We start from the raw sequence: 19,809 nt of genomic DNA on the forward strand, positions 1-19,809 counted from the left end.
GAGTGGTCCATGCCAAGCTGGACCGGCTCGTATTGACGAGCCGTGGAAGCGCGGAGCAATTGACTTCAAATGTACTGATAGCGTTCTTAAGTCAATTGCGGAGTCGTCAACCGACCCGAAGTCGGGAGATAGATATGTCTAATCCTGTTTTAAGCGTTAAAGACGTTTCTGTGGCGTTCGGGTTCGACAAGAACGGTAACTCGCGTGACGGCAGGAAACCGTTGCAAGTGACGGATCGCGTCTCGTTCGACATTTTCCCGGGCGAATTTTTTGCGCTGGTGGGCGAGTCCGGTTGCGGAAAGAGCGTGACCGCAATGAGCATTTTGCGCTTGTTGCCGTGGCCAAGCGCAAAAATTGTGAACGGCGAGATTTTGTTTGATGTGGGGGCGAATGATACGCAGGCTCAAGATGCCCACGACTTGGTGAAGCTCCCGCTCAAAGACTTGCAATCCGTTCGCGGTTCTGAAATTGCTTGCATCTTCCAGGAACCGATGCAGGCGCTGAATCCCGTCGTCACTATAAAAAAACAACTTCTCGAAGTTTTCAAGTTTGGCGCAGTCTCGAAAAGTGCAGTCTTGAAAAATGCGCAGTCCCCAAAGGAATGTCATTCCCGACTTGAAGAGCCTGCCCCGGACTTGTTCCGGGGGGAATCTCCTTTAGACCTTATTTGCGAGCAGCTCCGTCTTGCCGGTTTCACTGATCCTGATCGTGTTCTGAATTCTTACCCGCACGAACTTTCGGGCGGCATGCTCCAACGCGTTTGCATTGTGATGGCGCTTTTGCCAAAGCCAAAATTGATTATCGCCGATGAACCGACGACCGCTTTGGATGTGACCGTGCAGGCTCAAGTTCTTGCTGTGCTCAAGGAAATGGCCGAGAAAACGGGAACTGCAGTTCTCCTCATTACGCACAACATGGGCATCGTTTCGCAGTACGCTCACCGTGTTGCCGTGATGTATGCTGGCCGCATCGTCGAAGAAGGTCCTGTCCGCGAAGTCATTAACCACCCACTCCATCCTTACACGCAAGGACTACTGGCTGCTATTCCCGAAAGCCACAGCGACCTGCGTACGCTTGTTTCGATTCCGGGCTCTGTGCCGCATCCGAAGGACTTTGTGAAGGGTTGCCGATTTGCGGACCGTTGCTGCAAATGCGCTCAGGCTTCAGCCGATGTTCGCGAAAAATGCCTTTCCGCCGAACTCCCGACGAAAATTGCCGAAGCGGACCATTTCGCTTATTGCTTTTGCGCCAAGTAACTCCGCCTTGCAATCGAATTTTGCATAAGTTTTACATCCCGTTCTTTATCGTTTTTTAATATTATCATTGCAATGTTGAAAAATCGAGAATCTTTTTCGGGGAAAACGCTATGTTCTGTAAAGAGTGTCATAAGAATCTAAAGGATTTTGATGCTTTAATCGATAAAATGGAAAATTGCCCGTTCTGCGGGGCCAAATTAGTTCGCCCTCCGGTCAAGGTGGCGCAAAAAGATGTCAAGACTTTGTGTGATGCTCTTGTACAAAAAGTCGGTGATTCCATTTTTGCAAACGAATCGACTTTGGAAAAAGAACTGCGTGATTTGAATGCTCCCGAATTTGCTGATGCCAAGGACCGTTTGTTCTTGCTTGTTTTAAAGCAAATTCCATCAAGCATGTACGAAGTCAAAAGTTTTTCGGATGGCGAACAGCAAGAAGTGCTGGAAGCTTGCCAAAGACGTCTTTGCGTGGATTTAGGACTCTCTTTTGAACCTTGTGCGCAAATGCTCGATATCTTGCAAGAGTACATTTGGCAAAAGAGGTTCTCGCTTTCTCCGAATCTTTACGAATCGCAGTTTATCGACCCTCGCGATGGTCAAGTTTACAAGACCGTGAGGATTGGCGACCAAGTGTGGATGAAGGAACCCTTGAAGTACAAGTGCGTGGGGTATGCCGGTGAAGGCGTGTATGAATGGAATGCGGTGAACAAGTATTGTGCTGTAAGGGGCTGGCGCGTTCCCAAGAAAAAAGATTTTGAAATATTGACTCAGACGGCAGCAAGTTTGGGCTGTGGTGATCCGTCGAGTGTGCTCATGTCCCGCAAGGGCTGGGAAAAGTGCAGCGTGACTCCGACCGATAACCTTGGTTTTGAAGCGACTCCAGTTAAAAGCAATACAGGAATCAGCAATAATTACTTTAGCCATTTTTGGACTGCCGAAGATAAATTCTGCTTTGAAATTTTCCCTGGGCGAGTAACGTTCAGCACTCACTCGCAATCGTATGTGCGCTTGATCAAGGACGATACTCCGGAAACAAAAACACCAGAAAAGAAATAAAAAGTGCGCGGGTTGTCCCGCGCATTTTTCGTGCATTTCGAGCGCAATTCTATTTGAATTCTTCGCACCACTTGGGGACGATTTCTGTTGCTTTCCCTTGAATGACGACGTCCGTGTACGGGTCGCCATAGGGTGCTTCAAGATTTAAGCAAGTGACTTTTGCACCGTACGATTTTGCAAAGCTCTTGAACCCTGCTGCCGGATACACGACACTGCTGGTGCCGATATAGGCGAACTCGTCGCAGTTCATGAGCGCGTTCTGGATTTCGTCCATGTACAAAGGCGTTTCGCCAAAGAACACAATGTCCGGACGCACGGGGCTTCCGCAAATCGGGCACTTGGTGTCCATCGTTTCTTCGCCCGTGAAGTCGAATTCGTGTTCGTGCTTTGTGCAGCGGAGCTTCATCAAGTCGCCGTGCATGTGCAGCACACGCTTGCTGCCTCCACGTTCGTGGAGGTCGTCGACATTCTGCGTCACCAGCAAGAATTCGTCGCCGAGGCGCTCTTCGAGCTTGGCAAGTGCGATGTGTGCCGCATTCGGGGCATGCTCGGGGAGCCCTTTTCGCAAGAAGTTGTAAAAGTCCTTGACACGTTTCGGGTCACGGCGGAGGGCTTCCGGCGTGCAGACGTCCTCGATGTTTTCGTGTTCCCACATGCCGTCGTTTCCGCGGAATGTGCGAAGACCTGATTCAGCGCTGATTCCTGCACCAGTCAGAACCACTACTCTATAACGTTTCATATTTTCTCCTTCTTCTTGCTACAGGTTCGCAAAGAAAAGCGATTCCGCGATGATTCCACTTTCGAAATCGGGCAGATAAAGGCTTTCATTTTCGCCGTGAGCATTGCATTCCGGGTCTTCGAGGCCCGTGAGCAAAATCGGGATGTTTCCGAGCGTGTTGCGGAAAAGTTCTGCGCCGGGGATGCTTGCGCCGCAGCCAATGAACTTGGTGGGGGAGGCGTAAGCGTCCGCCATGGCTTCGCTCATCTTTTTAAAGAACAGGTGATTCGTATCGGTCGTGAACGGGTTTGCTCCGTCTTCCTTGTCAATGGTGATTTCCAAGTTGTTCGGAACTTGAGCCTTGAGGAAATCGGCGAGCATATCGGTGCATTTCACGGCGTCCATGCCGGGAGCAAGGCGGATGCCGATGCGGGCGTAAGCGCTGTCTTGCAAAACGTTTCCGGCGTTCGCGCGGGAGCCGGATTCAATCGTGCTTACGATGATGCTTGGGCGGCGCCAAAGCGAAATCAAAATTTCGTCTTCGGGCACGTTTAACTTTACTTGTTCAAGAACGCCACCATCGTTGCGGAAAATTTCTTCGGTCATGCCGAGCGATTTGTAAGATTCCAGCTCTTCCTTGGTCGGCGGGACAATGTCGTCTTCGTAATGCGGGATGAGAATCTTGCCGTCCTTGTCGGTAAGGCTTGCGATCATGCGGCAAAGAGCTTGTGCAGGGTCTGGAATCGGGCCGGACCAGGAGCCGGAATGGAGCGGAGCCTTTGTGGCGCGGAGCGTGACGTTGATGGCGCTCATGCCGCGGAGTGTCGTTGTGATGGACGGTGTTCCCTTCGCGAAGTTCCCGAGGTCGGCGATAATGACGGCGTCGCTCTTCAAGAGTTCTGCATGTTCCGTGAGAATCTTTTCGAAGCCTGCACTTCCAGATTCTTCTTCGCCTTCGATGATGAACTTGAGATTCGGACCAGCGCCTTTAAGTTCCCTGCGGACCTGTTCCAATGCGGCGAGATGCGTGATGATTCCCGCTTTGTCATCGGCTGTGCCTCGTCCAAAAAGACGATCGCCTTTAAGCGTTGCGGTGAACGGCGGTGTATTCCACAGAGGTTCTCTCATGGGCGGCTGCACATCGTGATGGGCGTACAAAAGGATGGTCGGCTTGTCTGGGCTTGTAAGGCTTTCGGCATAAACGCTCGGACGCCCGCTGGGCGGCATCAAAAACTGGATGTTTGTGAGTCCCGCTTTTTCAAACATCGCCTTTACGGCGTTTGCGCTATCCAAAACGTATTTCTGGTCAAAATTGTCAAAACTGATAGATGGAATGGCGACCAAACTTGAAAGCATGTCGATATAGCGAGGCATGTTTTCGTGAATATCTTTCTTGATTTGATTTTGCATAATTTTCTCTCTTTTTATAGAATTATAATTTTTTTCAAAACTCTGCAATGGGTCCTTTATTCGTTATATCAGTCTTGCGGGTGTGTCTTTAATGGCGGATTTTTCTATCTTACTGAATATGAACGATAATTGCATCAACCACGAATATTACATGCGTGTCAGCGACCGCATTCTTGCTTTGATTCGCCGCATTTTCCACAATAATCCGGAATTTCGCCATGATTCCCTGAAGCATGTGGCTCGCTTTGCCCCGATTATACCGTTTATGGGAGGTCGCCCGGACTTGAGCAAGACGCTGAATCGCGTGGTGACGTTTGCTGATGGCTCGAATCCGCTCCATTTCGGGGCTCCGATTGTGCTTGCGGCTGGTGCAAATAAGACTGCTAAGCGTATTTGTGATTATGCAAATATGGGTTTTGGTGGAATTTCTGTGGGTACCGCGACTCGCCACGTTCGCGAAGGAAACACGCATAGACCGCGTATCGGATTCATCGAAAATGACCGTGCCATCCATAACAGCATGGGCCTCAACAATGATGGTGTCGAGGCAGTGACTCGTCGTACAGATGCTCAGATTGCTGCCGCACACAGGGCCGGAATGTGCGTGGGCATTTCCGTTGCTGAAACGCCGGGCTTGACCGATGAAAACGAAAAGGTCAAGGATATCATCGAAAGTTTTTCCATTGCATACCGCGTGGCTGACTACATCGAAATCAACGTGAGCTGCCCGAATACGGGGGAAAATCGCCTTGATCTTGACATGTCGTTCATCGACAAGATTTTCTCTGAAATCAAGAATTATCGCGATGCCCAGAGCTATCGCAAGGCGGTTTATGCCAAGCTTAGCCCGGATATGGAAGAGGCTCACACGGCAACGATTATGGATGCGCTTGTGAAGGCGGGTGTCAACGGCGTTGTCATCGGTAACACATATCCGACCAAGAAAATCGAAAATCTCCCGGTCCGCGTCAAGTATAATGAACTGACTCCGCTCCGTGCTGATGGTGATTGCGGTGGCATGTCGGGTCGTCCGCTTTACGAAAACATGGTCAAAAATGTCAAGTTTATCCGTGAACATTATCCGCAGATGAGCGTGATGGCTTGCGGCGGTATTGACCATGGCTACAAAATTTACGATCTTATCAAGCTCGGCGTTGATGCGGTGCAGTGCTATTCTGTAGTGGCTTTCCGCTGGATGGCTGCTCATGCGATGCGCAAGGAACTTCAAGAAGCGCTCTCGAAAGACGGTTTCAAGACTCTCGCCGATTACGACTCCAAAAATCCGAAGGGCTAAAGAAAGCTGATGGTCCGAAGCGTTAAAATATTCTTCGCAGCACTTTTGCTTGCTTGTGTCCAGTCTTTTGCTGGATACTTTATTGAGCAATCCTACGAAGAAGCTCCTGCAAAGGATTCTCTTGCTTCGCTTTCTTTTGGTGGTGAACTGGAACTTGTTTATTATTTGAGTTCCATACATCCAGGACTTTTGTTGAGTGGTGAATATCGCTTTCATAAACATCATTCGGCGGATTTGTTCGCGGTAGCCTTGTTTTCGGGTGATTACTTTGAGATTGGCGCCGATTGGAGATTCTTTTTCCGTGGTACGCGCGAAGACGATTTTTTGCGCTTGGGCATTTCGTTTATCTCGTTTGAACGTTACGACAAGAGCTATTTCCCGCCACGTTTAACGTTCGGGTATGGTCGCGATATCACGTTTTTTAAGAATGCAAGTTTCTTATGCCGTATAGAACTGGATGCTAGCTATATAATGGGGCGTGCGCTCGTCGAGCACAACGATGATGACTTTTTCGGTCGAGAAGCCCATTTTACAGCGGCTTTGAATATCGGTTTTTACCTGTTTTAGGAGTGTCTCATGTTAAAAATTGTACGTGCTATTAGTATACTCTTGTTGCTTTCGGTTTCTGCTTTTGCGGGGCCGTGGCTTGGGCTTATTTATAAGAAGGATACTTTTGAAAATCACTTAGCGCTTCATGTTTCGGGCGTGCATCCTGAATCGGGGTGCCTTGCTGCGGGCGTTGTCTCGGGCGACTTGGTCATAGGTATTGACGGTAAGGCCTTGGAGAACGTTGCGCAACTCCAGAATGTCATGAAAAAATCGAAGGTCGGTTCGAAAGTCAAAATAGAGATTTTCCGCGATGGAAAACGCATTCCGCTCACGGTGACGCTTACGGAACGCCCGGACGATATTTCTAGCCTCACTGGGTCTGCAATTGGGAGTAAGATTGCAAAGTTTGGTGATAACTTCTATATGAATGCCGAAAAAAGGCAAGAAGCTCCGAAGGCAACGCTCTTGGACTTCTGGGCGACTTGGTGCGGCCCCTGCCGCCAAACGCTTCCTGTACTTGAAAAACTGTACAATAAGTATTCTAGCCAAGGGCTCGAAATTATCGGCATTTCGTCTGAACAGACCAAGCCACTTCTCGCATTCTACAAGAAACAACACGCTTCTCCGTATCCACTGTATCGCGATGCAGACCAGGGACTCTGGCGCCGTTATGGCATCCATGCGGTTCCGACGCTCATGCTCCTTGATTCAAATGGCTATATCAAGCGAGTCTGGAGCGGGGCTCCGAGCTTCGAAATGCTCGAAAAGCTAGTTCTTGAAGTCATGGACAAGTAGCGGGGGAGAGGTGGCACGACCTCAGATGGCGGTCTTTGGTCTTTTTAGTCGCTTTTTTTTGAGATTATTACTACACAAATAACCCGTTTTTTTGTATCTTTCCTGCCAACAAAGCTCCACCGTGTAGGTGGGTAGCAATTTCAACAATAAAAAAAGGATCCAATAATGGCTCTCAAACTCGGTATCAATGGTTTCGGTCGTATCGGCCGTATGGTCTTCCGCGCTGCTGTGGAAAACTTCGCAAATGACATCCAGGTTGTCGGTATCAACGACCTCCTCGACGCAGACTACCTCGCATACATGTTGAAGTATGACTCCGTCCATGGTCAGTTCAACCACGACATCAAGGTCGAAGGCAACTTCCTCATCGTCGACGGCAACAAGATCCAGATCTTCGCTGAAAAGGATCCGACCAACATCACTTGGGGCGCTCTTGACGTAGACGTCGTTGTTGAATCCACTGGTTTCTTCCTCACTGCAGAACTTGCTGAAGCTCACCTCAAGGCTGGCGCTAAGAAGGTCATCATGTCTGCTCCGGCTAAGGACAAGACTCCGATGTTCGTTTACGGCGTGAACCAGAACACCTACAAGGGCGAAAAGATCATCTCCAACGCTTCTTGCACCACCAACTGCTTGGCTCCGATTTCCAAGGTTCTCAACGACAAGTTCGGCATCGTCCGTGGCCTCATGACCACCGTTCACGCTGCAACTGCTACTCAGAAGACCGTTGACGGCCCGTCCAAGAAGGACTGGCGCGGTGGCCGTGGCATCCTCGAAAACATCATCCCGTCTTCTACGGGTGCTGCTAAGGCTGTTGGCGTTGTTCTCCCGGAACTCAATGGCAAGCTCACTGGTATGTCTCTCCGCGTGCCGACTTCCGACGTTTCCTTCGTTGACCTCACTGCTGAACTCAAGACTCCGGCTGGTGCAGACAAGGAAGAAGCATACAAGAACATTTGCGCTGCTATGAAGGAAGCTTCTGAAGGCGAACTCAAGGGCATTCTCGGTTACACCGAAGACGCCGTTGTTTCTACCGACTTCCGCAACGACTCTCACACTTCTATCTTCGACGCCAAGGCTGGTATCCAGCTCGACCCGACCTTCGTTAAGGTCTGCTCTTGGTACGATAACGAATGGGGCTACAGCAACAAGGTTTGCGAAATGGCTCGCGTTATCACCAACTACAAGGGCTAATTTAGGCTCGATTAGTGTTAGTGGTGTGGGCGCAACTGCCTAAAGCAAAATAGATTCCCACACCTCCGCTAAAAAATTTAAGTCCCGCTCAATCGAGCGGGACGATTTTTTTTACCCCGGACTCTGCCCGGGGTCACCATCACAACGTCACTTCTTTCAAAAAATCTGCTTTGAGCTTGGAGAGTAGTGTTGCCGCTTTTCGCTTTTCTTTGATTATGCTTCTGTTGCGGAACAATGTGGGAATGACAGACGGATGGTGGAGGGCGAACGGCAAAGACGCTTCAATTCCAAATGCTTTAGACAAAATAATTGCAGTTGCTTTAAGATTAAGCGCAATTCCGCTAGCTATGGTATTTGTGTCATTTTTTGTATTTGCTTCAGATGTACTTTCGCTAGCAACGTTATCTGCTATTGTCTGCGCTACGAGATACGGAACGGAAAACATTCTGCCACCGGCATGCATCATGCGAAGAGTAAAATCTGCAAGCCTTGCGTTTGCGGGGAGTGTAGTGTCGAAGCCGCCTGTACGTTGAATGATGCGTTTGGAATAGACTGCCAAATATGGGTGCGGTGAGGCGACATAACGCATGGGCGCATTCTCATCGATTTCGATAAATCCAGAACCTTTGGTTGCAGGTCTTAGTAGGTATCCGCCTAAAAATGTTCCTTTGTTTGTGCGAATGCGCGGTGCAAATGCATCAACCATCGGAAAACTATCGGTGACTTCTGCAACGTTGTTCAAAAAGGCGCGGTCGATCTTGACGCAGGGGTGCGCGAAAACGACCCATTCTCCCTCAATCTCGTTCAAGTGCTTGTTCCAATCATTTGTGAAGAACCAGCCGAGTTCGGGGTCCGTAAATGGCGGTTGGGGATTGCCTTGCGATTCGTCAAAGTTTTCGTCAAAAACAAAAACGTCGAACTGCCGCATCGTTTGCCTTATTCTTAGAACTCTACGCGAAGACCGAGCCTGTGCTCGTAGCCTAAACTTTGTGCGAGGACCGAGAACGCATAGTCGAAGGCGAACATGTTAGAGGTGTAACCGAGACCTAGGCTGAACATGCGTGCTTCGTTTGTTTCGTCAGGTCTGTCGGAGGAATTCGCCAACTCCTTGATGTCGCGTGAGATGTCGAGCCAAGTGCGCGTGAAACCTGCGCGGATGCGGAAAAATTCACCCAATGCATATTCTGCACCGAGATTCAAATCCGGTTCGGCGTAACGCGGAAAATCTGTTTCTGCGAAAACGGTTAAGCGCGGGATGCTACGGGGCTTGAGGAATCCGCCAATGGCAAACGTCTGGGACAATGGGTACGTGTCATCTGCGTCGTCTTTAACGTAACCGCGAAGCATGGTGCCGAAGTCCCTTGCAACAAACGAAAAACCGTAGTTCTTGCTGTCGGACATCCAGGTGATGCCCCAGTCGAATGCTGCTGCCATGGCGGTTTGATCGCTTGCATCTCCGGTCAATTTGTCCGAGGCGAACTTGAGCGCTGCACCGACTCGGATATGCTTCATCGGATAAGCGACGCTTAAAGTCGTGAGCTGGCTGAATGGCTTGTATTCGCTGCCGTTTTCGTCGCCATACTCGTTATAGCCTACAATCGTGCCGTACGAAATCCAGTTGTATGAAAACTGAAGGATGAATTTCTTGAACTCCGTTGTGTACGAAAGCGTACCTTGGTTGTCTGCAAATTCACCGGTTTGCCAGTGGGCTTCGATGACACGCTTTTTCCCTTCGGTCATAAGGATTGCAGCCGGGTTTAGCTGGACAATGGTCGGATCGGTAGAAGGGAGCGCCGACGCAGATTTTTCGAGAGCCGCATTGCGCGGGCTGTCAAAAGTTGAAAGGAACGAAAAAACTTCTTGCCCTGCATCGTGCTTTGAAAAGTAACCTAAATCTGATGCTGGACATGCGATAGCGAGAGCTGCAATTGCTGATAGTTTTTTCAATAAATCCATGATGTAAATTTATAAAAAAGTCAAAGAAAAATTTTGCAATAAATGCACTATAAGTACGTTTTTTTATTTAATATGGCGTGCGAAGCCTTTACAATACAAAAATGTTTTTATATATTTGCTCCTGCTCGGGCTACTAGCTCAGTTGGTAGAGCAACGCCCTTTTAAGGCGTGGGTCGAAGGTTCGAGCCCTTCGTAGCTCAGTAATCGGTTCCATTTAATGGAGCCGATTTTTTTTATATTGATTGGTAGCGTTATAACCACAAGCAGGAGTGCCTTTATGGTTCCTTTCTTGGACCTGAAAAGAATAAATGAACCATATAAGAATGAACTAGATAGAGCCGCGGTAGACGTGGTCGAATCGGGTTGGTATATCCGAGGGCGTTATGGCGAACAGTTTGAACGCGCTTTTGCTCAATATTGTGGCGTAAAGTTTGCTGTAGGCGTCGGGAACGGCTTGGATGCACTTACGCTCATGTTGCGTGCTTCGATAGAATTGGGGCGCCTTCATGAAGGTGACGAAATTCTTGTTCCGGCGAATACGTATATCGCTACAGTTCTTGCCGTTAGCGCTGTGGGGCTTAAACCAGTGCTTGTGGAACCTGCCGAAAATAGCTACAACATGGATCCGAAACGTTTGAAGGATGCTTGTGGTGCTCGTACTCGTGCAATTTTGGTTGTTCATCTGTATGGTCGCCTTTGCGCTATGGATGAAATTTGTGAATTTGCCAATTCGCATGACTTGCTCCTTTTTGAAGACTGCGCGCAGGCTCATGGGGCGCGTCTCAGTGATGGACGTTCTGCAGGTACGTTTGGTTCGTCCGCTGCTTTTAGCTTTTATCCGACCAAGAATTTGGGTGCGCTTGGCGATGCGGGCATGGTTCTCACAAACGATGCCGATGTTGCCAATATTGTTCGAGCGCTTGGCAATTACGGCTCCGAGCAAAAGTACGTGAACAGGTTTAAGGGCGTAAATTCGCGACTTGACGAAATGCAGGCTGCGCTTTTGCTTGCTAAGCTTCCGCATTTGGACGAATGGAACGAACGCCGTCGTGAAATTGCTGTGCGTTATTGCAACGAAATCAAGAATTCAAAGGTCTTGTTGCCTGAACTTCCTTCGGTGCCTTCGGAACATGTTTATCATGTGTTTGTGATTCGCCTCAAGAGCGAGGATTCTCGAAATGAAATGCAGGCGTACTTGAAAAAGCGCGGCATTGAAACGTTGATTCATTATCCGATTCCTCCGCATTTGCAAGAAGCGTATGCTCATGAATTTAACGGAGTGTATCCGATTGCAGAATCGATGGCCAAGACGATTCTCAGTATTCCGATGAGCCCTGTGCTTACCGATGACGAAGTCTCCGAAGTAATTGGTGCCATTAATGAGTTCTAAAGATAAGACATCGCAAGAATCTGCGAATTTCATGAAATTGTTTTTAGGCTCGGGAATGGTGACGTTCCTGAATGCCGTGCGCGTTTTTGTTGTAAATAAATTGCTTGCCGTGTTCCTTCCGCCTGCCGCTTTTGCATGCGTAGGGCAGTTTATGAACTTTATGATGTTGGGGCAGGCGACATCTTCGCTTGCTCTCCAGAACGGCTGGGTGAGCCTTACTGCTCAGAATAAAAACAATTTGGAACAGCTGCGTGGCGTGTGGCGTGGCGGTTTTCGGCTGACTACGTTTGCTAGTATTGCGACTTTTGCTGTTGCGTTAGTTCTTTGCTTTACGGTTCCGCTTGAAAAATTCTTCCCGGATATTCATCCGCGTCTTGTCCAGGCTGCGGTTATTTTTGCTTTGCCGGGCGTTTTTGCAACGAATATCATTACGATTACCTCGTCTGTAATGAATGGGCTCGGGCATTATCGCCGTTGGGCGCTCATCAATATGGTGACGTCGCTATGGCAAATGTTTTGGGTGGCATTCTTCCTTTATACGGGGCGGTTAAGTGTTCTTTCTATAGTGGCAACGCAGTCTGTTATTGCAGGTGTTTTTGCAACGCAAATTGCGTCTCGCGCTGGATTCAGTTTGCGCGAAATTCGTAAGTCCGCGTTGGATATTCGCTCTCCGTGGATATCGTATGCGCTCATGGGTATTGTTCCGATGGTTTTGACGCCTGTGGTGCTTACGTTTATGCGACTTACAATTGGCGAAAATTTGGGCTGGAATGCGGCCGGTATTTGGCAGGGAATTTGGAAAATTTCTGATTTCTTGACGACGTTTTTCTCTGCAATTCTTGGTGTTATTATCTTGCCGAAAGTTTCTGCAAAATTGACGCAGTCAGAATTTTGGGGAATGTTTAGGCCGGTTCTTGTTAAGACGATGGCACTTGCGCTTGTAGCGGTTGCAATTCTTTATTTAGGCCGCTCGTTGTTTGTAACGGTGATGCTTTCTTCAGCATATGCTGGCGCGGCTGATTACATGCCGATGCAGTTGTTGGGGGATTTTTTCCGTGTGGGAGGTTGGGCTCTGGGGCTTGTGCTGGTTGCGCGCCGTGAAACAAAAAAATTCCTGATTCTTGAAATTTGTTCTGAAACGGTTCTTGCTTCTGCAACATACGGCTTTGTGAAATTGTATGAATTTAATGGCCCGATGATGGCTTATGCGCTTGAAAATTTCCTTACGCTTGTGGCTTCGTTCATTATCGTTAGTCGCTTAGATTGGGCAAAAAAATAATGGTAAAAATGGCTCCGAAAGTTTCTGTAATCTTGGCTAGCTATAATCATGAAGCGTACGTAGAAAAGGCGGTACGTTCCGTGATGGAACAGTCTGGCGTTGATTTTGAGTTGATTGTCGTGGATGATGGTAGCAAAGACCATTCTCCAGAAATTCTAAAGCGCTTGGCCGATGAACTTGGATTTGCTTATGTCCATCGCCCCAATAAAGGTGTGATGGAAACGCTAAAAGAAGCGCTTTCTTTAGCGACTGGGCGTTATGTTTGTTCGTTTTCGTCGGATGATATTATGCCTCCGGAGCGCTTGAAAAAACAGAGCGACTTCTTGGATGCGCATCCGGAAGCTGTAGCTTGTTTTGGACAGGTTGTTCCTTTTTATAAAGACGATGAAATCGGAACGGAAATGGATGAACGTTATCTCCGCAGTGTGCCTCAGATAACGTTTGAAGAATCGTTCCTTGGAAAAAAGGCGTTGCATGGTTGTGCAGAAATGTTTGTGCGCGAAAAAATTCTAGCTATTGGCGGCTACGATATGCGCTACGCATTTGAAGACTATCCGCTTTACCTGAAAATCCTTTATAATTACGGTCCGCAGCCTGTTTCGAAAGATTTTTTATGTTGCTATTATCGCGAACATGGCGATAACATGCATGTGAATCATGAACGTATTTATGGTGAAATTCTGCGCGTGTTGTCGGATGATTATAGCAAGCATCCGCTTTATAAGCAGGCCGTTCGCGCTTGGAAGGCAAATTGGTTTTCGGCAGAAGCTGCGCAGAGTAAACTTGGGGCTCTTCGTTTGATTCCCAAGGTGATTTCGCTTTCCCCGCGTTTTTGGCTTAGACTTCCAAAACTTTTTATTCCGCGAAAGTTGCTGAAGTATTAGTTTTTTGAGGCCGGAATAAACTCCGGCTATTTTTTTTGGGAGAATAGATTATTCTTCTATAATTTCGTATGGTACGTTCCCAAGGCTTGCTGCGTATTTCGGAAAGTTCGACGGGTACGTTTTATATTTGCGGTTGCGATAGAGCTTTGCGCTTGAAGCTTTTGAAATGAGGAAAAATTCCGTGAACGCTTTCAAGTAATCTGTAGCTTTCTTGGAACTGTTGAAGTCTATGTGAATGCTTTTCCCTTTGACAGTAACGACGTTCGGCAATTTTTCTGCTTCGGCAAGGAACGTCGGGCTGTCTGCTGTCACGAGAATTTTGTTTTGGCTGCCCGTTGCGATTTCTCGCTTTATAGCGTTGAGTGCCGCGTTCAGCAATTTTTGTTTGCCAGCACTTGGCAATTCGTTGAAAGTAAATTCCTTGAAATCTCCGAGCTTGTTCTGAAAGCGGAATGAAAATGCCGAGTAATTTGTACCTAACAGGCTTTCATAGTGGATAAGCTCTTGCGCAAGAACCTGTGACGGCTTGAATAAATCGTTGAAATATTCCGCAAATTTTTCACCGAGTGTATCTACGCAGGAATACAGATGAAATTGCTGGTGCGTTTTGTCGAGCTGCCGTTCCAAAGCGGAATCGTTGTTGAAGTCTTCGCGATAGAGCAATACTGGCTTTGCTACGGAACAGTTCTTGCTGATTTGCTTTTCGTCAATAATCCAATTAACTTTGTTCGGTTCCAAGATTTCTTGCAATAAAAATGGCGAAGTGTGATAAATCTTGAAATCAAGATTGTGCTCGGTTGCGAATTTATAGGCACTAGCCATTCCGCGGAGGCGGTCTGTTAGTCCGCCGTGCATCCATTTGCCATCGGCCATGTAAATGAGCACTTGGCGTTTGTTGCTGCTGTCTTCAAGTTGGCGACATTCTTCGCGATTCTCGTCTGCTTCGCGGTTTATTCCGTTGAAATCGCTTTCACTTTTTTCTGTGTAATCGTCTCTCAGGTGGCGTAATTTAATTCCACGCTTTATCAGATGGTCGTGAACGCGTTCTTCTCCGAGAACGTGCCGCGCAATGCGGATAACGGCTTCTTTAGGCGTCAAGGGAATCATTAAATGCCTTTTTTCAATAACTTTAAAAATAGAGCACGGGGGAGGTACGAAAGCATAATGGCAATGCGGTTGCGCATGCGTATTTTCAAATCGAAAAATGTGCTAAAGCGGTACTTGCGAATATGTGCCAAAGCTTTTTTGCGGAATTCTGCGGTCTCTTCGGTGTCTTTGGTTCGCATCAGAACGCTGAAACCGGCGCTCACGAGCATGCTGCGGGCTGCTTTGTATAGCGGCTTCGATACCGGTTTCATTTTTTCAAAGACGTTTTCGGCAATGTCGAGTAGCTGTACAATCTTTTGCTTGTCAATTTGCGTTGCTAATTCACTGCCTGAACGCTTGCGGTAAAAGTAAAGTTTTGATTTTGTCGTTGCTACTTTGTTTGCTTCAAGCAAAATTTCAGGAATTACGGCGAGATCTTCGTAAATCGTTCCTGCGGGGAATTGTTTTCCTTTCCAAAGGCTTGCTCTGTACAACTTATTCCATGCAGAATAGTCGGGCAGAGAATCCTGATAAAGCGAAATTCTTGCAGCCTCTTCGGCAGAAATGATTTTTGAAATTGTTGTATCGGGCGTGCTTCCGTCAGTCTTGAACGCTTCGTCTGTATTTTGGGCGGCACTGCAGACAACATCGGCCTGATGCAATTGTGCTAAAAAGAACAACGTTTCGAGAAAATTGGGGGCAACGCAATCATCGCTATCGATGAAGGTCACGTAATCGCCACGCATAATCTTGAGCCCAGTATTGCGGGCTTCGGAAGGTCCTTTGTTCGGTTGGCCTATCAATCGGAATCGAGCGTCGGACGAGGCGTAACTTGCGGCGATTCTTGCGCTTTCGTCAGTGGAACCATCATCAATGATAATGGCTTCGAAATCTGAGAAAGTCTGTGCAACAAGGCTATCGAGGCAATCCTTGATGAATGCCTCGGTGTTGTACATCGGGATGATTACGCTTACTGCGGGCATTCTTCGCCTTTGTCTGTTTTGCTTTCGGTTTCGGTTTCGTCGGCAATGCCTTTGACAACTTCGATCCAACCGGCGCGGACAAATGCACCTGCCTGAACTAAATCGTTTTGCGCTTTTTCGTAAGCCTTAAGAATTTGGTTGTATTCCGAAACATCGCGCATCATCTTGACTTCGTGGCGGACCTTCTTTTCGAGCAAGTCCTGCTTCCATTGTGCTACGTCGGCGAGGTACTTGCAAGAGGTGTCAAAGCTGTCCAAGTACGCAGGCACGGTATCAAGAAATGTTTTTTCGTATGGTTTGGCTTTGGACTTTGCTTCTTTGGCAAGTTTTTTCTGCGAAGCGACGTTGTTTCGCAGCTCACCCATAAGTCTAACGATTCGGATATAATCTACTTGCGGCCAAATGAGGCTGAAGGGCCACATTTTTTTCCAGTGAAATTTGAAAATGGATTCATGCGCGGTGTTCTTGGCGCGCATTAATTCTTTGAGGTTGTCAAAGATAATCTGGGACGGTAACTTGAGTACATTTTCGCTCATACAAGAAGAATATAAAAAATAGGCGTGTTTGTTCTTGATTATTGCTTTAAATTTGCTTGATTTTTTTAAATTAAAGTTTAGATTGTTTTTGAAACGTCTTTTTTTAAAGGAATATTATGGATAAAAAGAAAATGAAGATCCTCGTCGTGGTTGACGTTGTCATCCTCGTCGCTCTTATCATTATCCTGATGACGCTCAAGGGCGGCTATGAGGAACAGGCTAAGCGCACTGCGAACGAACAGGAATCGGCTTATTTGGAAAAGAATACTCAGGTTCTCGTAGAACAGTGGCGTTCTGTAGACCAGTACAGCATGGCTTGGAAACTTGTTTATTCCATGCTCTCCGGTGCAAAGACCGAAGCTGCTTTCAAGAGCAACCTCGCTGCAATCGAGGGTGACAAGGACGCTCGCTTCAAACAGATTTCTCACCTTTACACAGGTGCTGGCATCAATGATGCTGTGCAAAACGGCATCTTCCAGAAGGCTGGCCTTGCCGAAGGCTCTATCCTTATCAAGAACGAAAAGGGTACAAAGGAAGTGGCTTGCGGTAAAAATTGCGTCGTGAAGTTCAGCTTTGCTAAGGGCAAACTCAAGAACGTTGATTACAGCGCTTTGGTCCAGTACAACCTTGCTAACACCCTCAAGATTGAAAAACCGGGTGAATACCATTTCGAATAAGGGAGAACGTCATGAATTTAAAGAATATTTCCATTGCACTTACCGTTCTCGTCTTTGGCGTTATCGCTATGCTCTTTATGCAGAAGGGTAACTATGTCAACCAGGCCAAGGAACATTACGAAGCTACGACCGCCAAGTCCTTCAAGGGCAATTCTATGGTTCTTGAACTTGTCAATAATGCCATTGACATGAACAAGCAGACTTGGGCAATCGCTTGCCAGGCTCTCCAGACGGTCAAGAATTCTCAGGACATGGCAAGGCTCGAAGCCAAGTTCTTCCCAGCCACCAAGGGTTCCAACAGCATCGCAAACAAGACGCGTCGCTTTGAAGCAAGTTCTGCAAACGTTATTGTCTCTACCTTCGGCAAGGTCGAAGAAGACAAGAAGACGGGCGTGAAGAGCCTTGCTGATTTGCAGTCTGTCGATGTGAGCGTCTTGCTTGGCAACTTCGCTGCAGCAACTGCTAGTGACGAAGCTGAAGAAGAAGGCGAAGAATAATTTAGTGGAATAGTCATTGGGACTTTGTCCCAATTCCATAAAGCAAATAAAAGGCCCCGCTTCGGCGGGGCTATTTCTGTATTGCAAGGACTTCGCGGGATTTCTATGGCGGAATCTTGCAGCGTTTTTTACAGCAATTCGCCGCGGATGATTTCGACAGAATCACCAACGAGACTTACGATGTTCGTCGGATTGATTTCGATGTTGCCGCAATCAACCATCATGTCCACGGAATGTTGGAACGTTTTCCAAATGTCATCGGTTTCGTAAATGTCTTCTTCGCTGAGCTTTGCTGCCGTACTGAGAATCGGCTTGTCGAAGTGCTGGAAGAGTTCCTTGAAAAACGGATGCGTCGGAATACGGATGCCGATTTCCGGGCGCTTGACATCAAGCTTGCGTGCAATATGCGGATCGGCCGGGAGAATGAACGTGTACGGCCCTGGCACTCGCTGCTTGATGATATTGAACGCAAAATTGCTCACGTGGGCGTAGCCGGTGGCAAAGCGTATGTCTGGAACAATCAGCGCCATGACGAACTTTTTCATGGGCTTCTTGAGCGCATAGAGCTTGTGAATGGCCTTGGGCGATTCGGCGTTGCAACCGATGGCGTAGCCTGATTCAGTAGGGTAAAGGACGAGTCCATCGTCTTCGAGAATTTCTGCCGCTTGCTTCACAACTCGTGCTTGCGGATTTTCTGGATGTACTTCAATTCGCATAATTTTCTTACAGCATTTCGCTTTTGGAGGAATAATATATAAAAAAATGTGTTGGTGAGGCTATATAAAATTTCTATCTTGCGGCCCGTGAAGCGATTTCATAGAACGATAGCGAAACTTCTCGTGGTGAATGGCTATTTGCCCAAGCTTGCACTTGCGGCAGTTATAGGGGGCGTGACTGGGCTTGTCGCTGTGGCGTTCCATTTTGGGCTGTGGGCCGCTATGGAATTTGTTCGTTTGCCGTGGACGCTTGGAATTCTCCCATGGTGGGCTTTTGCTATTGTTCCTGCAATTGGTGGACTTGCCGTCGGGCTTTTCATTCACAAGGTGGCACGTGCGCCAGAAACGGCGGGGCAGGGCACCGACAAGATGATTTATTCATTCCACCATCAGGGTGGAAACGTTCGTGCGCGCGTGGCGCCGGTTAAATTTATTGCAAGTATCATTACGCTTTCGACGGGCGGTTCAGCGGGGTACGAGGGGCCGATTTCGCAGATTGGCTCGGGGATTGCATCGACCATTTGCAAGTTTTTCAAAATGCCGCGGATGTTGCGGGGGCAGTTCCTGCTGGCAGGGACGGCGGCTGGACTGGGCGCTATTTTCAAGGCCCCGCTGGCAGGCGCGCTCACGTCGGTCGAAATGCTTTACCGCGAAGATTTTGAATCGAATGCCTTTGCAACTTCAATTGTTTCGTCTGTGGTTTCGTTTACGGTCTATATTGCGTTTGTGGGGACGGCACCGATTATTAGCGGTGTGTCGGCTTTCCCGTTTACAAATGGTGTAGAACTTTTGGCGTGCGCGCTCTTGGGCATTTTCTGTTTCCCGTTTTCTTATATGTACGTGCGTTGCTATTATGCTGCGGAACGTCGGTTTAACAAGTGGACTGCTCCTGCGTGGCTCAAGCCTGCGGTGGGTGGTGCGCTTATTTCGCTTTTGGTCCTTGTGTATCCCGAAGTCTCTGGCGGCGGTTTTGACTTTATCGACCATTTGATGTCTGGGCTTGTTCCTCATTCGGACGTAGGTGTGCTGCTGTTGCTTGGGGTTGTGCTTGCAAAGATTGTGGCGACAGCCTTGACGGTTGGCTCCGGTGGTTCGGGTGGTGTCTTTGGTCCGTCGCTATTTATCGGTGGCGTGGTGGGGGCCATGTTTGCTGGAATATGTGAACTTGTTGCTCCCGGATTTATTCGCATGCCGGAAATGTTTATTCTTGTCGGAATGGCTGCATTTTTTGCTGGGGCATCAAAGGCTCCGATTGCAGGTGTCGTGATGGTTTGTGAAATGACAGGGAGTTATAGCTTGTTGCCGGGGCTTTTGATTGCGGCGGTCATGCATATGGCTTTCTCGCGCAACTGGACCATCTACAAGAGCCAGGTGCTCAACAAGTTTGCTTCTCCTGCACATCGTCGCGACATGGATCGCGAACTTCTCCAAGCATACGATAAAATCAGTAGACAATAGGCTGTGGTTGATTGCTTAAATGCCTTTTTTCGAAAGCCTGCTACTAAACGCATCTAAAATTGAATTTTGGTAGCGTAAA

20 protein-coding genes and 1 tRNA gene are annotated in these 19,809 nt (G+C 48.0%); 13 read left to right on the plus strand and 8 right to left on the minus strand.

Going from position 1 to position 19,809, the window contains the following annotated elements; genetic code table 11:
• The first annotated feature begins 134 nt into the window (after positions 1-134).
• Positions 135-1,256, plus strand: coding sequence for an ABC transporter ATP-binding protein (locus BUA34_RS02370; RefSeq protein ID WP_254794285.1), 1,122 nt, complete (start codon positions 135-137; stop codon positions 1,254-1,256).
• A 110-nt stretch (positions 1,257-1,366) separates the two neighbouring features.
• Entirely contained in the window at positions 1,367-2,308 is a 942-nt protein-coding gene (locus BUA34_RS02375; protein ID WP_072827124.1) for an FISUMP domain-containing protein, read from the plus strand.
• 49 nt (positions 2,309-2,357) lie between these two features.
• Here the strand turns inward: BUA34_RS02375 and BUA34_RS02380 are convergent, their stop codons facing one another.
• Together BUA34_RS02380 and BUA34_RS02385 are read right to left on the minus strand one after the other, a co-directional pair.
• On the minus strand, positions 2,358-3,047 hold the full coding sequence (locus BUA34_RS02380) for an NAD-dependent deacylase (RefSeq protein ID WP_072827125.1): 690 nt from the start codon (positions 3,045-3,047) through the stop codon (positions 2,358-2,360).
• Between the two features lie 18 nt (positions 3,048-3,065).
• Complete coding sequence (locus BUA34_RS02385) at positions 3,066-4,436, minus strand: M20/M25/M40 family metallo-hydrolase (RefSeq protein ID WP_072827126.1); 1,371 nt, start codon at positions 4,434-4,436, stop codon at positions 3,066-3,068.
• A gap of 118 nt (positions 4,437-4,554) precedes the next feature.
• Here BUA34_RS02385 and BUA34_RS02390 point away from each other — a divergent pair, with 118 nt between their 5' ends.
• The 4 genes from BUA34_RS02390 to gap all read left to right on the plus strand — a co-directional run bounded on the left by BUA34_RS02390 (position 4,555) and on the right by gap (position 8,268).
• Positions 4,555-5,730: a beta/alpha barrel domain-containing protein gene (locus BUA34_RS02390; protein WP_072827127.1), complete on the plus strand. Its 1,176-nt coding sequence runs from the start codon at positions 4,555-4,557 to the stop codon at positions 5,728-5,730.
• 9 nt (positions 5,731-5,739) lie between these two features.
• Positions 5,740-6,297: a hypothetical protein gene (locus tag BUA34_RS02395; RefSeq protein WP_072827128.1), complete on the plus strand. Its 558-nt coding sequence runs from the start codon at positions 5,740-5,742 to the stop codon at positions 6,295-6,297.
• A 9-nt stretch (positions 6,298-6,306) separates the two neighbouring features.
• On the plus strand, positions 6,307-7,074 hold the full coding sequence (locus tag BUA34_RS02400) for a thioredoxin-like domain-containing protein (RefSeq protein WP_072827129.1): 768 nt from the start codon (positions 6,307-6,309) through the stop codon (positions 7,072-7,074).
• A gap of 165 nt (positions 7,075-7,239) precedes the next feature.
• Positions 7,240-8,268, plus strand: coding sequence for a type I glyceraldehyde-3-phosphate dehydrogenase (gene gap / locus BUA34_RS02405; protein WP_072827130.1), 1,029 nt, complete (start codon positions 7,240-7,242; stop codon positions 8,266-8,268).
• Between the two features lie 139 nt (positions 8,269-8,407).
• Here the strand turns inward: gap and BUA34_RS02410 are convergent, their stop codons facing one another.
• Positions 8,408-9,196 carry a hypothetical protein gene (locus BUA34_RS02410; protein WP_072827131.1) on the minus strand — a complete coding sequence of 263 codons (789 nt, stop codon included), beginning with the start codon at positions 9,194-9,196 and terminating at the stop codon, positions 8,408-8,410.
• Positions 9,197-9,210: 14 nt separating this feature from the next.
• Positions 9,211-10,224 carry a PorV/PorQ family protein gene (locus tag BUA34_RS02415; protein WP_072827132.1) on the minus strand — a complete coding sequence of 338 codons (1,014 nt, stop codon included), beginning with the start codon at positions 10,222-10,224 and terminating at the stop codon, positions 9,211-9,213.
• Between the two features lie 127 nt (positions 10,225-10,351).
• Here BUA34_RS02415 and BUA34_RS02420 point away from each other — a divergent pair.
• From BUA34_RS02420 to BUA34_RS02435, 4 genes are all read left to right on the plus strand, one after another.
• A tRNA-Lys gene (locus BUA34_RS02420) sits at positions 10,352-10,424 on the plus strand.
• A 77-nt stretch (positions 10,425-10,501) separates the two neighbouring features.
• Positions 10,502-11,614 carry a DegT/DnrJ/EryC1/StrS family aminotransferase gene (locus BUA34_RS02425; RefSeq protein ID WP_072827133.1) on the plus strand — a complete coding sequence of 371 codons (1,113 nt, stop codon included), beginning with the start codon at positions 10,502-10,504 and terminating at the stop codon, positions 11,612-11,614.
• Entirely contained in the window at positions 11,604-12,893 is a 1,290-nt protein-coding gene (locus BUA34_RS02430; protein ID WP_072827134.1) for an O-antigen translocase, read from the plus strand. The genes BUA34_RS02425 and BUA34_RS02430 overlap by 11 nt, the downstream gene beginning before the upstream one ends.
• Before the next feature lie 8 nt (positions 12,894-12,901).
• On the plus strand, positions 12,902-13,777 hold the full coding sequence (locus tag BUA34_RS02435; protein ID WP_072827194.1) for a glycosyltransferase family 2 protein: 876 nt from the start codon (positions 12,902-12,904) through the stop codon (positions 13,775-13,777).
• Between the two features lie 48 nt (positions 13,778-13,825).
• On the opposite strand, the gene BUA34_RS02440 is transcribed toward BUA34_RS02435, so the two are convergent.
• From BUA34_RS02440 to BUA34_RS02450, 3 genes are read right to left on the minus strand one after another with little or no spacing between them, the layout of a single operon-like run.
• Positions 13,826-14,884, minus strand: coding sequence for an O-fucosyltransferase family protein (locus BUA34_RS02440; RefSeq protein WP_072827135.1), 1,059 nt, complete (start codon positions 14,882-14,884; stop codon positions 13,826-13,828).
• On the minus strand, positions 14,884-15,846 hold the full coding sequence (locus tag BUA34_RS02445) for a glycosyltransferase family 2 protein (protein ID WP_072827136.1): 963 nt from the start codon (positions 15,844-15,846) through the stop codon (positions 14,884-14,886). Before BUA34_RS02445 ends, BUA34_RS02440 begins: the two co-directional genes overlap by 1 nt.
• Positions 15,834-16,382: a hypothetical protein gene (locus BUA34_RS02450; RefSeq protein ID WP_072827137.1), complete on the minus strand. Its 549-nt coding sequence runs from the start codon at positions 16,380-16,382 to the stop codon at positions 15,834-15,836. Before BUA34_RS02450 ends, BUA34_RS02445 begins: the two co-directional genes overlap by 13 nt.
• Positions 16,383-16,498: 116 nt before the next feature.
• Here BUA34_RS02450 and BUA34_RS02455 point away from each other — a divergent pair, with 116 nt between their 5' ends.
• On the plus strand, positions 16,499-17,059 hold the full coding sequence (locus BUA34_RS02455; RefSeq protein WP_072827138.1) for a hypothetical protein: 561 nt from the start codon (positions 16,499-16,501) through the stop codon (positions 17,057-17,059).
• Positions 17,060-17,070: 11 nt separating this feature from the next.
• Positions 17,071-17,556: a hypothetical protein gene (locus tag BUA34_RS02460; protein WP_072827139.1), complete on the plus strand. Its 486-nt coding sequence runs from the start codon at positions 17,071-17,073 to the stop codon at positions 17,554-17,556.
• 128 nt (positions 17,557-17,684) lie between these two features.
• On the opposite strand, the gene BUA34_RS02465 is transcribed toward BUA34_RS02460, so the two are convergent.
• Positions 17,685-18,272: an L-threonylcarbamoyladenylate synthase gene (locus BUA34_RS02465; protein WP_072827140.1), complete on the minus strand. Its 588-nt coding sequence runs from the start codon at positions 18,270-18,272 to the stop codon at positions 17,685-17,687.
• 87 nt (positions 18,273-18,359) lie between these two features.
• Between BUA34_RS02465 and BUA34_RS02470 the strand changes: the two genes are divergently transcribed.
• Entirely contained in the window at positions 18,360-19,730 is a 1,371-nt protein-coding gene (locus BUA34_RS02470; RefSeq protein WP_072827141.1) for a chloride channel protein, read from the plus strand.
• Positions 19,731-19,809: the final 79 nt, after the last annotated feature.

The sequence above is a fragment of the Fibrobacter sp. UWB12 genome (assembly GCF_900142485.1).
Lineage (GTDB): Bacteria > Fibrobacterota > Fibrobacteria > Fibrobacterales > Fibrobacteraceae > Fibrobacter.

Coding starts and splice junctions, on each gene's coding strand:
- BUA34_RS02370 (WP_254794285.1), top strand. CDS start 135: ATGTCTAATCCTGTTTTAAGCGTTAAAGACGTTTCTGTGGCGTTCGGG.
- BUA34_RS02375 (WP_072827124.1), top strand. CDS start 1,367: ATGTTCTGTAAAGAGTGTCATAAGAATCTAAAGGATTTTGATGCTTTA.
- BUA34_RS02380 (WP_072827125.1), bottom strand. CDS start 3,047: ATGAAACGTTATAGAGTAGTGGTTCTGACTGGTGCAGGAATCAGCGCT.
- BUA34_RS02385 (WP_072827126.1), bottom strand. CDS start 4,436: ATGCAAAATCAAATCAAGAAAGATATTCACGAAAACATGCCTCGCTAT.
- BUA34_RS02390 (WP_072827127.1), top strand. CDS start 4,555: ATGAACGATAATTGCATCAACCACGAATATTACATGCGTGTCAGCGAC.
- BUA34_RS02395 (WP_072827128.1), top strand. CDS start 5,740: ATGGTCCGAAGCGTTAAAATATTCTTCGCAGCACTTTTGCTTGCTTGT.
- BUA34_RS02400 (WP_072827129.1), top strand. CDS start 6,307: ATGTTAAAAATTGTACGTGCTATTAGTATACTCTTGTTGCTTTCGGTT.
- gap (WP_072827130.1), top strand. CDS start 7,240: ATGGCTCTCAAACTCGGTATCAATGGTTTCGGTCGTATCGGCCGTATG.
- BUA34_RS02410 (WP_072827131.1), bottom strand. CDS start 9,196: ATGCGGCAGTTCGACGTTTTTGTTTTTGACGAAAACTTTGACGAATCG.
- BUA34_RS02415 (WP_072827132.1), bottom strand. CDS start 10,224: ATGGATTTATTGAAAAAACTATCAGCAATTGCAGCTCTCGCTATCGCA.
- BUA34_RS02425 (WP_072827133.1), top strand. CDS start 10,502: ATGGTTCCTTTCTTGGACCTGAAAAGAATAAATGAACCATATAAGAAT.
- BUA34_RS02430 (WP_072827134.1), top strand. CDS start 11,604: ATGAGTTCTAAAGATAAGACATCGCAAGAATCTGCGAATTTCATGAAA.
- BUA34_RS02435 (WP_072827194.1), top strand. CDS start 12,902: ATGGCTCCGAAAGTTTCTGTAATCTTGGCTAGCTATAATCATGAAGCG.
- BUA34_RS02440 (WP_072827135.1), bottom strand. CDS start 14,884: ATGATTCCCTTGACGCCTAAAGAAGCCGTTATCCGCATTGCGCGGCAC.
- BUA34_RS02445 (WP_072827136.1), bottom strand. CDS start 15,846: ATGCCCGCAGTAAGCGTAATCATCCCGATGTACAACACCGAGGCATTC.
- BUA34_RS02450 (WP_072827137.1), bottom strand. CDS start 16,382: ATGAGCGAAAATGTACTCAAGTTACCGTCCCAGATTATCTTTGACAAC.
- BUA34_RS02455 (WP_072827138.1), top strand. CDS start 16,499: ATGGATAAAAAGAAAATGAAGATCCTCGTCGTGGTTGACGTTGTCATC.
- BUA34_RS02460 (WP_072827139.1), top strand. CDS start 17,071: ATGAATTTAAAGAATATTTCCATTGCACTTACCGTTCTCGTCTTTGGC.
- BUA34_RS02465 (WP_072827140.1), bottom strand. CDS start 18,272: ATGCGAATTGAAGTACATCCAGAAAATCCGCAAGCACGAGTTGTGAAG.